The sequence below is a fragment of the Verrucomicrobiia bacterium genome (genome assembly GCA_035574275.1).
In the GTDB taxonomy this organism is placed as follows: domain Bacteria; phylum Zixibacteria; class MSB-5A5; order DSPP01; family DSPP01; genus DSPP01.
This window is the reverse complement of record DATLYY010000061.1, coordinates 1-13,381: the sequence shown is the minus strand read 5'-3', so window position 1 is coordinate 13,381 and position 13,381 is coordinate 1. Positions and strand designations below refer to the sequence as shown.

The window sequence follows — 13,381 nt, the reverse complement described above, 5'->3', positions numbered from 1 at the left end:
TAAACGGTCAGATGGAAGCAAAAAAATTTGAACTTTTAACCGGTTGCAAAACGAAAAAGGAGGAATTATGTTTTTACGGAAATGGACATTTGGAAAGGTTGCTGTCGGCCTTTTGGTGGCGGCTTTTTTGGTGCTGGGCGGGATTAATGTGATGGGGCTGGTGCAAGGCCAAAAGGCCATCAAGGAAGCGGAAGCCCGGCTCTGCACACTTCAGATCTGGAAATTCCACGCAGCGTTAGGTGGCGGTAAACAAAGCGAGGGTTGTCCCAGCGACGCTGTGACTTGTTTTATCGCAAGTTGGGGGGATAATGATGAGAAGTTTTAATCTCTTATTTCCCAAAAAACAAACCCCGGCTCAAAGCCGGGGTTTGTTCGGCCTCCTCGCATTATTGACGATAATTCCGTCCTGCGCCTTGGCCGTTGATTTTAACGCCAATTTTTCCCTGTCGGGAAAAGTGGCGCTGACGGATTCCATCGTGAAATTCGCATTCATTAAAACGGCTCAAGTGGGGCCTTCGGGCCGGATTGTGAGCGTCTGCGCCGGGTTTAAGAAAGTTGGCGTGCGCCACTACGCCGGTTTAAGGATTTATTCCGCCGCCGGTTCATTGCAAAAGCACGTAAGCATCAAGAACCTTAGAAAGATGGTCGAGCAATGGTCAAACCGCTATTTGGTAAACTTGCTTGATGCCGTGGAAAATCATAAAGGAGATCTCATTGCCACCTCGTCCCGCCACCTCCTTTTTTTCGACCGATCTGGTGTCTTGCACAAAGCCATCGAACTGAGCAACTTGAGCAAACTAGACAAAGAACTGGCGAATGCGGGCGGTTTACAGGAGGCCAGAGAGGTTATAACAAAAAAAGGAACATGGAAAAGTATCTACCAAGTGGATGTTGGCCCTAACGGCGAAATTGTTGGCGCCGGGCCCGGCCATCCTCAACCCCACTGCCTTCATACTTTTGATTCGACCGGTCGGCTGCTGAAAGATTTTTTGCTTCTCGAACCGGAGTATGCCGACTATTACAATTTTGAGGGGCTTGACGTCGATTCTTTGGGGGATATTTGGTGCGTTTTTGACCCGTTTTATAAGGTTTTTCATTATGGAATGGATGGTACCTCGAAAGGCGAGATACTCGGTAAATCCTCCGTTTTTAAGTCGCCCCAAGACCGAAAAGCTCCCTCCTCCACAAAGAAGTGGTTGCGTTGGCTTAAAAGTTGGACGCCGGTGGTGGATTGCGCCGCCACCCAAAGCGGTTATGTAATATTGGTAATGCTAGCGGGCGAGGCGGGCAAACCCTATATGAAAAGCTACGACCCGGAGGGGGATATGTACGAAGGCGGGTTTTTCATCGACATCTACGACCGGGAAGGGAATATGATAACCGGGGGGCTACACACGCCCCACCGCTTCTTATGCGTGGATGACAAGGATAACCTCTGGTTTGACCTGCGTCCCGATACGCCGGAGAACCCCGGCCCCCCCTTGAGCAAGGGGCGTTCCAAACCGGAAAAGGAGCCGACCGCCGTTTTGGGGAAGTTTCGGCTGAAGCTGCCGCCGGCTGCCCGTAAGGCGGAAACCAAATAAAGAAAGGGTCTATGGACAGCACCGCCCTTGCCGACTACGTCCGTCTCTTGCATGCAGGTTGGGTTGGTTTTGTCCTTCTCGGCTTTTTCTGGACTTTGTCGGCCTTCTTCTTTCATCGGCGTTTTTTCGATTATTTCTGGTTTCGCACCGTTCACCTCCTGGCGGCTGTTTCCGCCACGCTCCTCCCGATTCTGGGCTTGTATTGCCCCTTGACCTTTCTGGAGTTTTCCCTTCGCGTTGATTTAGACACCTTTCCAACCGGCGGATTTATCCTCTATTACCTAGGCAAACTTCTGGGCAATCCGGCCGGATTGGCCCTCTTCGTCCGCTTGGCCACCTGGACAATCTTTTTGACCACCGTGGCGGCCTACTTTTTGCGGCCCCCCGAACGGGCGGAAAGATGGTTTGAACGAGTCTTTTCAAGCCGGCGAAAGCCGCGGACCGGACAGCTTTCGCCTTGATTTAATCAAGCCAAAAACGACTCAAGCGTTTTCCTCCATCATTTCCACCGGAGGAACCAGAGTCGAAGTTTCCTCCTCGCCGGAAACCTTGACGGCCCGGTAGCGCTCCAAGCCGGTGCCGGCCGGAATCAAGCGGCCGATGATTACGTTTTCCTTCAAGCCCAAAAGATGATCCGTCTTGCCGGCAATCGCCGCCTCGGTCAAAACCTTGGTGGTTTCCTGGAAGGAGGCGGCGGAAATGAAGCTTTCCGTGGTGAGCGAGGCCCGTGTGATGCCCAAAAGGAGCGGCTGGAAGGTCGCCGGCTCCAGCCCTTCGGCTATCGCCCGCTCGTTTTCCTCCCGGAAGCGGTAGCGGTCCACCTGTTCCCCCTCGAGGAAGTTGGTGCCGCCCGGTTCTTCCACGCGGACTTTCTGCAGCATCTGGCGCACGATGATTTCAATATGCTTGTCGTTTATTTTGACGCCTTGGATGCGGTACACCTCCTGGATTTCGTTCACCAGATATTCCTGCACCGCCTCCGGCCCCTTGATGCGCAGAATGTCGTGCGGATCCACCGGCCCTTCGCAAAGCCGGTCCCCCGCGCGGACCCGGTCCCCGGCATGGACGAGCATGTGCTTGCCGTGCGGCACGGGATATTCCCGGTCCACGCCGGCGTCGCCGCGGACAAACACCTGCATCTGCCCGCGGACCACTTTGCCGAACTCCACAAACCCGTCAATTTCGGAAACCACGGCCGGGTCGCGCGGCTTGCGGGCCTCAAAAAGCTCCGCCACCCGCGGCAGCCCGCCGGTGATGTCCCGCGTCTTGGAAATCTCCCGCGGGATTTTTACCAACGACTCCCCGGGACCGATTTCCTGGCCTTCGTTGACCGCCAGATGGGCGCCGGTCGGAATGGCATAGCTGCCAACTTTCTTTCCTTTGTCCGTGATGTGCACGTGCGGCCGCAAGGTCTTGTCCCGCTGCTCAATGATCACCCGCTGGCGCAAGCCCGTCGTCTCGTCCAGCTCCTCGCGGAAGGTGACGTCCTCGAGGACGTCGGAAAACTCCACCTTGCCGCCGTGTTCCGAGAGGATGGTGGAGGTGTAGGGATCCCATTCAAAAAGCGCCGCATCCTTTTTCACCCGGTCGCCGCCCGAAACCCGCAAAACCCCGGCGTAGGGGACGTGGTAGCGGGAGCGCACCCGCCCCTCATCGTCCGTGATGGTGATTTCCCCGTCGCGGGAAAGCACCACCCGCTCCCCGTCGGAGCGGACAACGGCCCGGATGTTTTTGAAATTCACCGTGCCGTCCGATTTAGCCAGAACCTTGGACTGCTCGGCGATGCGCGCCGCCGTTCCGCCAATGTGGAAGGTGCGGAGCGTTAACTGGGTGCCCGGCTCGCCGATCGACTGCGCGGCGATGACGCCCACGGCATCCCCCAAATCCGCCATCCGGCCGGTCGCCAGATTCCGCCCGTAGCATTTGATGCAGGTTCCCCGGCGGGACTCGCAGGTCAAAACGGAGCGGATCATTACCGTCTCCAGTCCGGACTCGTCAATGCGTGCCGCCGCCTCCTCGTTGATCTCCTCCCCGGCGCTGACTATGGTTTCGTCGGTAATGGGGTCAACGACATCCTCAAGCGCGACCCGACCCAAAATCCGGTCTTTAAGGGATTCGATGACCTCCTCCCCCTCCTTCAAGGCCGAAGTGGTAAGCCCCAAAATCGTGCCGCAGTCCTCTTCCGTGATGATGACGTCCTGGGCGACGTCAACGAGTCGGCGGGTGAGGTACCCGGCGTCGGCGGTTTTTAAGGCCGTGTCCGCCAGCCCCTTTCTCGCCCCGTGCGTGGAGATGAAGTACTCCAGAACGGTAAGCCCTTCGCGGAAGTTCGCCACGATGGGGGATTCGATGATTTCGCCGATCTGCCCGGTGATTTTCTTCTGCGGCTTGGCCATCAGCCCGCGCATCCCCGCCAGCTGGCGGATCTGCTCCTTGGAACCGCGCGCCCCGGAATCGGCCATCATAAAAACCGGGTTGAAGCCGAAATTGATGTTTTTCAACCGCTCGAACATCCGCTCCGCGACTTCCGTGGTGGTGTGCGTCCAGGTGTCGATCACCTTGTTGTACCGCTCTCCGTTGGTGATGACCCCCCGCTCGTACTGCTTCTGGATGCGGTCCACTTCTTTCTGCGCCCGGCCGACCAGCTCCCCCTTCTCCGGCGGTATCAGCATATCCTCGATGCCGACCGTAACCCCGGCCAGGGTCGCCTGTTCGAAACCGGCTTGTTTCAACTGGTCCAAAAACAAGGCCGTGCGGTAGGGCCCCAACTGCCGGAAGGCCTGCGAGACCAGCTCTTCAAGATTCGATTTCCCGGCCACTTGGTTGAAAAAGCCGATCTCCGGCGGGACGATGAAATTGAAAATCACCCGCCCGGGCGTGGTGGTGACAAGCTCTTTGCCGATTCGCACCTTGACACGGGCGTGCAGCCCGACGGTGTCCTGGTGATAGGCCGCCAGGGCCTCGTCCGGGGAGGAAAAAATCATCCCCTCCCCCTTGTCTCCCGGGCGTTCCTTGGTCAAATAATAACAGCCCAAAACGATATCCTGCGACGGGGTGGCAATCGGCCGGCCGGAGGAGGGGGACAACAAATTGTTTACCGAAAGCATCAAAATTTTCGCTTCCAATTGCGCCTCGAAGGAAAGCGGCACGTGCACGGCCATCTGGTCCCCGTCGAAATCGGCGTTGAAGGCCGCGCAGACGAGCGGGTGCAGCCGGATTGCTTTTCCTTCGACCAGGACCGGATAGAACGCCTGGATCCCCAGCCGGTGCAAGGTCGGCGCCCGGTTCAGCATCACGGGATGGTCGGCGATAACTTCTTCGAGGATGTCCCAGACCTCGGGGCGTTCCCGCTCCACCAGTTTTTTGGCGGATTTTACCGTCTGGACGTACCCCTTCTCCTCCAGCTTCATGATGATAAACGGTTTGAAAAGTTCCAGCGCCATGTTCTTGGGGAGCCCGCACTGGTGCATTTTTAATTCCGGGCCGACCACGATGACCGAGCGGCCGGAATAGTCCACCCGCTTTCCCAAGAGATTCTGGCGGAAGCGTCCCTGTTTCCCCTTGAGCAAATCGGAAAGGGACTTGAGCGGCCGTTTGGTATCGCCGCGCACGGAATGGGTGCGGCGGCCGTTGTCGAGGAGCGCATCGACGGCTTCCTGCAGCATTCGCTTCTCGTTGCGCAGAATCACTTCGGGGGCGCGGATTTCGATAAGCTTTTTCAACCGATTGTTCCGGTTGATCACCCGGCGGTACAAATCATTCAAATCGGAGGTGGCGAAGCGCCCCCCCTCGAGAGGAACGAGCGGCCGCAAATCGGGGGGGATGACCGGCAAAACGTCCAAAATCATCCAGTCCGGCCGGTTTTTCGACTGCCGGAGCGACTCGATGACCCGCAACCGCTTGAGCATATCCTTCTTCCGCTGGGCGGAGGTCTCCACCTTTACGCGGGAGCGCAAATCGAGCGAAAGCTCCTCGATATCCATCTGGGAAAGAAGCTCCTTGACCGCCGTTGCCCCCATCTTGGCGGTAAACTCCTTCCCTTCCTCCACAAGCTTTTGATGGTCCTCCTCGCTCACCAGATCCATGCTCTTGAAACCGGAGTTCCCCGGGTCGATCATCACGTACGACTCGTAGTACAAAACCCGCTCCAAATCCCGGATGGACAAATCGAGCAGATACCCGATGCGGGAGGGAATCGACTTGAAATACCAGATGTGGGAAACCGGCACGGCGAGCTCGATGTGCCCCATCCGTTCCCGGCGGACCTTGGAATGGGTGACTTCCACCCCGCAGCGGTCGCAGACGATGCCGCGGAAGCGGATCCGCTTGTACTTGCCGCAGGAGCATTCCCAGTCCTTGACGGGCCCGAAAATCCGCTCGCAGAAAAGCCCGTCCCGCTCCGGCTTGAAGGAGCGGTAGTTGATGGTCTCCGGCTTGGTCACCTCGCCGTACGACCAGCTCCGGATGGTCTCCGGGCTGGCGAGCTGGATCCGGATGGCCGAAAAATCGGACGGCTTGCGGGACGGCACCCGCAGATTGAAATCAACCATGTTCTTCTCCTATTCCGACCGGAGCTGTTCCACCAGCTCCACGTCCATGCCCAAACTTTTAAGTTCCTGCACCAACACGTTGAACGACTCCGGAATCCCCGGCTCTGGGGGATTTTCCCCCTTGACGATCGATTCGTAAATCCGCGACCGTCCGGAGACGTCGTCCGACTTGACCGTCAGAATCTCCTGAAGGGTGAAGGCCGCCCCGTACGCCTCGAGCGCCCAGACCTCCATCTCGCCGAAGCGCTGCCCGCCGAACTGCGCCTTGCCCCCCAAAGGCTGCTGGGTGACCAATGAGTAGGGGCCGATGGAGCGGGCGTGAATCTTGTCGTCCACCAGGTGCGAAAGTTTCATCATATAGATGTAGCCGACGGTGACCGGGTTGTCGAACGGCTCCCCGGAGCGCCCGTCGTGCAAAGTGATTTTTCCCGATTCCGGCAGCCCGGCCTGCTTCAACGCCGCCTGGATATCCTCCTCCCGCGCCCCGTCAAAAACCGGGCTGGCGACGTGCCAGCCTAACTTGTGGGCGGCCCAACCCAAATGCGTTTCCAGAATCTGGCCGACGTTCATCCGCGAGGGAACGCCGAGGGGGTTTAAAACGATGTCCACCGGCGTGCCATCAGGCAAGTAGGGCATGTCTTCAACGGGAACGACCCGCGCGACGACCCCCTTGTTCCCGTGCCGCCCGGCCATCTTGTCGCCGACCGAAACCTTCCGCTTGGTGGCAATGCGCACTTTGACCAGCTGCACCACGCCGGGGGGCAGCTCCGCCCCCCGCTGGATCTTGTCGATTTCGTTTTCCAGCTGCCGGTCCAGCTGCTCTAAAAGCTGGTTCGATTTTTCGATTACCGCCATCCCCCGCCGGTCGGCCGATTTGTTGCCGGAAAGCCCCTCGCCGGCGGCAATGTCGGACAAGTCCAAATCCCGGAAAACCTCTTCCCGGAACTTCACCCCGGCCCGGATGATGACGTCCCCCTTGGAATTGCGGACCGTGTTGGCCGTTTCCCCTTCGAGTATTTCCGAAAGCCTTTGATTGCGGAGGGTCAAAACGTCCTCTTTCTTCTTGGCGAATTTCTTTTTCAGCTTGGCGATCTCCGCTTTCTCCTGCCGGCGGGAGGCCTCCGTCCGCTCCTTGCGGGAGAAAACCCGGGTGTCGATCACCACCCCTTTCATCCCCGGAGGCGCCTTGAGCGAGGCGTCCCGCACATCCCCGGCCTTTTCGCCGAAGATGGCGCGTAGAAGCCGCTCCTCCGGGGAAAGCTCCGTCTCCCCCTTGGGAGTGACCTTGCCGACGAGGATGTCGCCGGACTCCACTTCCGCCCCCACCCGCACCACGCCCCGGTCATCCAGATTGGCGACCGCCTCCTCCGAGACGTTGGGGATTTCACGGGTCAGCTCCTCGGCCCCCCGCTTGGTGTCCCGCACCTGCAGTTCGAACTCCTCGATATGGATGGAGGTGAAAACGTCATCCGTCACCATCCGCTCGGAAAGCACGATGGCATCCTCAAAGTTGTATCCCCGCCAGGGCATGAAGGCCACCAAAACGTTGGCCCCCAAGGCAAGCTCCCCTTGCTCGGTGGCCGGCCCGTCCGCAATCACCTGTCCCGCCTCGACCCGTTCTCCCAAAGCGACGATCGGCTTCTGCTGCAGGCAGGTATCCTGGTTGGAGCGCTGGAATTTCGTGAGCTCATATTCGTCCACTTCCGAAAAATCCTCCTCCTTGGCGCTGCGGCCGGAAGGGGCGATGACGATCCGTTCGGCGGTGACGGATTGTACGACGCCGCCGCGGCGGGCGGTCACGAGCCCGCCGGAATCCACGGCTGCCTTTCCTTCGATGCCGGTGCCGACCACCGGCGCCTGGGCGATTAAAAGCGGCACCGCCTGGCGCTGCATGTTGGAACCCATCAAGGCACGGTTGGCGTCGTCATGCTCCAGAAACGGAATCAAAGCCGCCGCCACGGAGACCAATTGCTTGGGGGAAACGTCCATGAAATGCACCTCTTCCGGCGCAACCACCGGAAACTCCCCCTTGCTGCGCGCCTTGACCAAGTTATTGACGAAACGGCCGCTTTTGTCCAACGGCTCGTTTGCCTGGGCGATGATGTACTTATCTTCTTTATCGGCGGTCAAATACTCGATTTCCTCGGTAACCCTCCCGTTTTTCACCTTCCGGTACGGCGTCTCTAAAAAACCGTGGCGGTTGATCCGGACGTAGGTGGAAAGGGAGGCGATAAGCCCGATGTTCGGCCCTTCCGGCGTCTCGATCGGGCAGATCCGCCCGTAGTGGGTGTGGTGCACATCTCGGACTTCGAAGCCCGCCCGCTCGCGGGTCAAGCCGCCCGGGCCCAAAGCCGAAAGACGGCGTTTGTGCGTCAGTTCGGCCAAGGGATTGGTCTGGTCCATAAACTGCGAAAGCTGCGAGGAGCCGAAAAACGCCTCCACGACCGAGCTCACGGTCCGGGCGTTGACCAAATCGTGCGGGGTGATGTTCTCGGTGTCCTTCAAGCTCATCCGCTCCCGAATCGTGCGGGCCATGCGGGATAAACCGACGGAAAATTGATTGGACAGAAGTTCGCCGACCGTCCGCGCCCGGCGGTTGCCTAAATGGTCGATGTCATCCACGGCCCCCTCGCCGTTCCGCAAAGCCAAAAGATAGCGCAGAATGGCCAGAAAATCCTTCCTGTCCAACGTGGTTTGGGAAAGCGGAATGTTCAAGCCGAGCCGGGTGTTGATCATGTACCGGCCGACGTCCCCCAAATCGTAGCGCTTGGCGGAGAAAAACAGCTTGTCCAAAAGCGTCTGGGCCGCCTCTTCGGTCGGCTCCTCGCCGGAGGGGCGCAAAAGATTGTAAATTTTCGCCAAGGCCTCCTTGGAATTCGTGGAGGGGTCTTTTTTCAGCGTGTTGAAAACCACCCCGGCATCCTTGGTCAAATCGCTGGTGATGATTTTGATTTTGCCTGCCTTTGAAGCGGCCAAAAGCTCCGCCTGCTCCTCGGTGACCCGGTCCCCGGCGGAAACAATTGCCTCGCCGGTTTCCTTGTCCACGAGGGTGGTGGCGGACACCTTGCCGACCAGGCGGGCCGATTTCTTCCCGGGCGAAAGCTCAAAATTTTCCGTTTCGTAAAAAATGGATACGATATCCTCGTCGTCCGTGTACCCCAAGGCCCGCAAAAGGGTGGTTCCGGGCAGCTTCCGCCGGGTGTCGATGTGCACATACAGGATGTCGTTGACGTCCACCACAAATTCGACCCAGGAGCCCCGGAAGGGGATGATCCGGGCGGAGTAAATCTCCTTTCCGTTCGGGTGCATCTCCTCGTCGAAGAAAACCCCCGGCGAACGGTGCAGCTGGGAAACAATCACCCGCTCGGCACCGTTGATGATGAAAGTCCCCCGGTCGGTTATCAAGGGAAGCTCCCCCAGGAAAACGTCCTGCTCCAGGATGTCCTTGGCTTTTTTCTCTTTTCCTTCGCCGGTCTTGGTGACCAGCCGAAGGGTGGCTTTGAGCGGCGCGGCGTAGGTCATGTTCCGCTCCTGGCACTCCCGTATCGTGTAGCGCGGCTCCCCCACGCTGTAGCGCACGAACTCCAGCCCGTAATTCTCGTGCACGTCCGAGATCGGAAAAACCTCTTCAAAAATCCCCTGCAGGCCGGAGCGCTCCCGCTTCTCCGGTTCGATATCCGCCTGCAAAAACTTCCGGAACGACTCCAGCTGCACCTCGAGGAGGTTGGGCATCTCCGCCACCTCCTTGATGCGGGAATAGCTCTTTCTTTCGCGCAAATCTTTCACCGTTTCACCGTCCTTTTATTTATGGGAAAGGGGCCCAACAATTCCGCTCCGCGCCGCGCCGTCGAAAACCGGCCGGCCAAAAAAGACAAAAGGAGAAGAGGCCGAAAACGGCCCGTTCTCGGTTCCAAACCGCCGGATCCCCCGCTTACTTAATGTCAACCGCGGCGCCGGCTTCAACCAGTTTGTTTTTAATCTGCTCCGCTTCGTCCCGGGAAATGCCTTCTTTGACGGTCTTGGGGGCGCCGTCCACCAGCGCCTTGGCTTCCGCCAGACCGAGGCCGGTGAGCTCCCGGACGACTTTGATGACCTGGATCTTCTTGTCGCCGGCCGAGGTCAAAACGACCGCAAACTCGGTCTTCTCCTCCACCGCCGGGGCCGCCGCCCCGCCGCCCCCCCCCGCCGCCATCGGCACGGCCGCCGTCACGCCGAATTTGTCCTGCAAGCTCTTGGAAAGCTCCGAGAGCTCCAGAACGGTCATCCCCTCGATCATCCCGACTATCTCCTCTACCTTGGACATTACTCCTCCTGTTTATTTTGCGTTTTTTAAACTTTCTACCGCTGTTCCGCTTTTTTCTTGGCCAGTGCGTCGAGGGTCAAAACAAACTGCCGCATCACCCCGTCCAGCGTGCCGATTAAATTGGCAAGGGGGGCCTGGATGGAGCCGACCACCTTGGCCAAAAGCTCCATCTTCCCCGGCAACGCGGCGATTTTGGCCAGCTCCGCGCCGGTGTAAAGCCGCCCGTCGAGGTAAAACGCCCGCACCTTCGGCCGCTCGTTCTTTTTGATGAACTCCGCCAAAACCTTGGCCGCCGCAATCGGGTCTTCCGGGGCAAATGCGATCCCGGTCGGCCCCGCCAGATATTGCTCCAGGCTGGGGAGCTTCGCTTTTTGCGCTGCGAGGTGAATCAGGGTGTTTTTCGCCACCCGGTAGCTCGAATTCCCCGCCCGCAAATTCTTGCGGAGCGTGGTGGCCCCCTCCACCGTGAGGCCGGAAAAATCGGTCAAAAAGAACGAGGGGGACTTCTCGAATTTTTCCGTCAGTTCATCGACGACGGAAATCTTCTCCGGACGCGGTTCGACGATTGTTCTCGGCATATCAGGCGCTCTTTCCCAAAGTCAGAATTTCGTTCGGATCCAGCTTCACCCCCGGCCCCATGGTGGTGGAGAGGGTGGCGGATTTCAAATAGGTTCCCTTCGAGGCGGACGGCTTGGCCTTAACGATGGTGGACAAAAAGTTCTGCGCATTTTCCAAAAGCTGGTTTTCGGCAAAGGAAACCTTGCCGATTGCCGCGCCGATGACCCCCGCCTTGTCCACCCGGTACTCGATTTTACCGGCCTTCAAATCCTTGACGGCTTTGGCCACGTCAAAGGTGACCGTTCCGGCCTTCGGGTTCGGCATCAGCCCGCGCGGTCCCAGAACTTTTCCCAGCTTCCCGACGGAGCCCATCATATCGGGGGTGGCGACAATGGCGTCAAAATCCATCCAGCCGCCGGAAATTTTTTCGACGTATTCATCCGCCCCGGCAAAATCCGCCCCCGCCTGTTCCGCCTCCTTGATTTTTTCCCCCTTGGCGAGGACGAGGACGCGCACCTTCTTTCCCGTGCCGTGGGGCAAAAGCACCGTCCCGCGGACGATTTGATCCGCCTGCTTGGGATCGACGCCGAGCCGCACGGAAACTTCCACCGACTCGTCAAACTTGGCGATTTTGTTTTCCTTGACCAATTTGACCGCCTGGGAAAGCGGATACCGCTTCCCCCGGTCGATTTTGGCCAACGCCGCCTTGTATTTTTTACCGTGTTTCATCCCACCACCTCGATTCCCATGTTCTTCGCCGTCCCCTCGACCATCCGCATGGCGGCCTCGACCGTCGCGGCGTTCAAGTCCGGCATCTTCAACTGGGCGATCTCCTTGACCTGCTGGCGGGTGACTTTCCCCACCTTCACCCGGTTCGGTTCGCCGGACCCCTTCTCCACTTTCGCCGCTTTAATCAAGAGGACGGAAGCCGGCGGCGTCTTGGTGATGAAGGTAAAACTCTTGTCCGAAAAAACGGTGATGATAACCGGAATAATCAAGCCGGACTGGGCCTGCGTTCGGGCGTTAAACTGTTTGCAGAATTCCATGATGTTCACGCCGTGCTGCCCCAGGGCGGGACCGACGGGCGGCGCGGGGTTGGCCGCTCCCGCCGGAATCTGCAATTTTACGTAACCCGTAATCTTTTTCATCTCTTTTTCCTGTCTTTATTCAATCTCTAATCTCTGTCTCAGACGGGTTGAACTTGCAAAAAGTCCAGCTCAACCGGCGTGGGCCGCCCGAAAATCGAAACCATCACTTTCAGCTTCTTCCGTTCCAAATTCACTTCAGAGATCGTTCCGGTAAAATCGGTGAACGGCCCATCCACGACTTTCACCGGGTCGCCGGTCCGGTAGCCGATCTCCTCCGGCTCCGCCACCCGCACCCCCTCCATCTGCCCCATTATCCGCTCCACCTCCTCCGCGCCGATGGGGGCCGGCTTGCCGGAGGGGCCGACAAAGTTGGTGATTCCCGGCGTGTTGCGCACCAGCGCTTCCGATTCCTTGGTCACTTCCATCTCCACCAGCAAATAGCTTGGCAAAAACTTCTTGGTGGTGGTTGCCCGTTTTCCGGAGCGCATCTCCGCCACCTCTTCCGTCGGCAAAAGCACCTTCCCGAACTGGTCCCCCAGCCCGGAGGTCACGATGGCCGACTCCAGATACCGTTTGGCCTTCTGTTCCTGGCCCGAATAGGTATGTACCACGTACCAGCGCTTCACCGGGCGGCCAAGATCTCCAAAATCTTCACCAAAGCGTAGTCGATGATGCCGATGAACCCGGCCATCACGATCGAAAAAAAGACCACCGCCATCGTGGAAACCGTAAGCTCGTTGCGCGACGGCCAGGAAACCTTCCCCAGCTCCATCCGCACTTCCTTCAAGAAGACGACTAATTTTTCATACAACTGTTTCATCGTTTTGCTTTTCCGCCTTGGCCTGTTCTAATCCCGAATCTCCAATCTCAAATCTCCGTTTTAAATCAGGCCTGGAGGGACTCGAACCCCCAACCACCGGTTTTGGAGACCGACGCTCTAGCCAGTTGAGCTACAGGCCTAAACTTTCCGGCGGCTGACTGTCTGTTCCCGCCTGCCGGGCGCCCTTACTTGGACTCCTTGTGCGGCGTATGCTTGTTGCACCACCGGCAGTACTTGGTGTACTCCACCCGGTCCGGGTGCAGCTTTCTGTTTTTCATCGTGCTGTAGTTCTTGCGCTTGCACTCGCCGCAGGCCAGGGCAATAATCTCTCTCGGCATTATTCAATCACCTGGGCCACCACGCCGGCTCCCACCGTGCGGCCCCCCTCCCGGATGGCAAACCGCAGCTCCTTCTCCATCGCAATCGGCTGGATCAGCTCCACCTCCATCTGGATGTTGTCCCCCGGCATCACCATCTCA

General features: G+C 58.5%; 13 protein-coding genes and 1 tRNA gene. 3 read left to right on the top strand and 11 right to left on the bottom strand.

Annotated features, from left to right (window positions below; genetic code table 11):
• Positions 1-67 precede the first annotated feature (67 nt).
• The 3 genes from VNL73_08455 to VNL73_08445 all read left to right on the top strand — a co-directional run bounded on the left by VNL73_08455 (position 68) and on the right by VNL73_08445 (position 2,044).
• Positions 68-325: a hypothetical protein gene (locus VNL73_08455; protein ID HXF49437.1), complete on the top strand. Its 258-nt coding sequence runs from the start codon at positions 68-70 to the stop codon at positions 323-325.
• A gap of 64 nt (positions 326-389) precedes the next feature.
• The gene (locus VNL73_08450; GenBank protein HXF49436.1) at positions 390-1,583 is read left to right on the top strand and encodes a hypothetical protein; all 1,194 of its coding nucleotides are present in this window, start codon (positions 390-392) and stop codon (positions 1,581-1,583) included.
• Positions 1,584-1,594: 11 nt separating this feature from the next.
• Complete coding sequence (locus tag VNL73_08445) at positions 1,595-2,044, top strand: DUF2784 family protein (GenBank protein HXF49435.1); 450 nt, start codon at positions 1,595-1,597, stop codon at positions 2,042-2,044.
• A 21-nt stretch (positions 2,045-2,065) separates the two neighbouring features.
• Here the strand turns inward: VNL73_08445 and rpoC are convergent, their stop codons facing one another.
• The 11 genes from rpoC to tuf form a co-directional block, all read right to left on the bottom strand.
• Positions 2,066-6,133: a DNA-directed RNA polymerase subunit beta' gene (rpoC, locus tag VNL73_08440; GenBank protein HXF49434.1), complete on the bottom strand. Its 4,068-nt coding sequence runs from the start codon at positions 6,131-6,133 to the stop codon at positions 2,066-2,068.
• Between the two features lie 9 nt (positions 6,134-6,142).
• Positions 6,143-9,919, bottom strand: a complete 3,777-nt coding sequence (gene rpoB / locus VNL73_08435; GenBank protein HXF49433.1) for a DNA-directed RNA polymerase subunit beta — start codon at positions 9,917-9,919, stop codon at positions 6,143-6,145.
• A 145-nt stretch (positions 9,920-10,064) separates the two neighbouring features.
• The gene (rplL, locus tag VNL73_08430; protein ID HXF49432.1) at positions 10,065-10,436 is read right to left on the bottom strand and encodes a 50S ribosomal protein L7/L12; all 372 of its coding nucleotides are present in this window, start codon (positions 10,434-10,436) and stop codon (positions 10,065-10,067) included.
• Positions 10,437-10,471: 35 nt separating this feature from the next.
• Positions 10,472-11,014 (bottom strand): 50S ribosomal protein L10, encoded by a 543-nt coding sequence (rplJ, locus tag VNL73_08425; protein HXF49431.1) that lies wholly within the window; start codon positions 11,012-11,014, stop codon positions 10,472-10,474.
• 1 nt (position 11,015) lies between these two features.
• Positions 11,016-11,723, bottom strand: coding sequence for a 50S ribosomal protein L1 (rplA, locus tag VNL73_08420; GenBank protein HXF49430.1), 708 nt, complete (start codon positions 11,721-11,723; stop codon positions 11,016-11,018).
• Positions 11,720-12,142, bottom strand: coding sequence for a 50S ribosomal protein L11 (gene rplK, locus VNL73_08415; GenBank protein HXF49429.1), 423 nt, complete (start codon positions 12,140-12,142; stop codon positions 11,720-11,722). Before rplK ends, rplA begins: the two co-directional genes overlap by 4 nt.
• 38 nt (positions 12,143-12,180) lie before the next feature.
• The gene (gene nusG, locus VNL73_08410; GenBank protein ID HXF49428.1) at positions 12,181-12,708 is read right to left on the bottom strand and encodes a transcription termination/antitermination protein NusG; all 528 of its coding nucleotides are present in this window, start codon (positions 12,706-12,708) and stop codon (positions 12,181-12,183) included.
• The gene (secE, locus tag VNL73_08405) at positions 12,705-12,902 is read right to left on the bottom strand and encodes a preprotein translocase subunit SecE (GenBank protein ID HXF49427.1); all 198 of its coding nucleotides are present in this window, start codon (positions 12,900-12,902) and stop codon (positions 12,705-12,707) included. Before secE ends, nusG begins: the two co-directional genes overlap by 4 nt.
• A gap of 66 nt (positions 12,903-12,968) precedes the next feature.
• Positions 12,969-13,042, bottom strand: a tRNA-Trp gene (locus VNL73_08400).
• 45 nt (positions 13,043-13,087) lie between these two features.
• Positions 13,088-13,240 (bottom strand): 50S ribosomal protein L33, encoded by a 153-nt coding sequence (gene rpmG / locus VNL73_08395; protein HXF49426.1) that lies wholly within the window; start codon positions 13,238-13,240, stop codon positions 13,088-13,090.
• Positions 13,240-13,381 (bottom strand): elongation factor Tu (gene tuf / locus VNL73_08390; protein ID HXF49425.1); only part of this gene is annotated, 142 nt, incomplete at its 5' end. The genes rpmG and tuf, both read right to left, overlap by 1 nt.

What these genes read in the sequence shown, in the direction of transcription:
- rpmG (HXF49426.1), bottom strand. Translation starts at nt 13,240, where the DNA reads ATGCCGAGAGAGATTATTGCCCTGGCCTGCGGCGAGTGCAAGCGCAAG.
- rplK (HXF49429.1), bottom strand. Translation starts at nt 12,142, where the DNA reads ATGAAAAAGATTACGGGTTACGTAAAATTGCAGATTCCGGCGGGAGCG.
- VNL73_08445 (HXF49435.1), top strand. Translation starts at nt 1,595, where the DNA reads ATGGACAGCACCGCCCTTGCCGACTACGTCCGTCTCTTGCATGCAGGT.
- rplJ (HXF49431.1), bottom strand. Translation starts at nt 11,014, where the DNA reads ATGCCGAGAACAATCGTCGAACCGCGTCCGGAGAAGATTTCCGTCGTC.
- secE (HXF49427.1), bottom strand. Translation starts at nt 12,902, where the DNA reads ATGAAACAGTTGTATGAAAAATTAGTCGTCTTCTTGAAGGAAGTGCGG.
- rplA (HXF49430.1), bottom strand. Translation starts at nt 11,723, where the DNA reads ATGAAACACGGTAAAAAATACAAGGCGGCGTTGGCCAAAATCGACCGG.
- rplL (HXF49432.1), bottom strand. Translation starts at nt 10,436, where the DNA reads ATGTCCAAGGTAGAGGAGATAGTCGGGATGATCGAGGGGATGACCGTT.
- VNL73_08455 (HXF49437.1), top strand. Translation starts at nt 68, where the DNA reads ATGTTTTTACGGAAATGGACATTTGGAAAGGTTGCTGTCGGCCTTTTG.
- rpoC (HXF49434.1), bottom strand. Translation starts at nt 6,133, where the DNA reads ATGGTTGATTTCAATCTGCGGGTGCCGTCCCGCAAGCCGTCCGATTTT.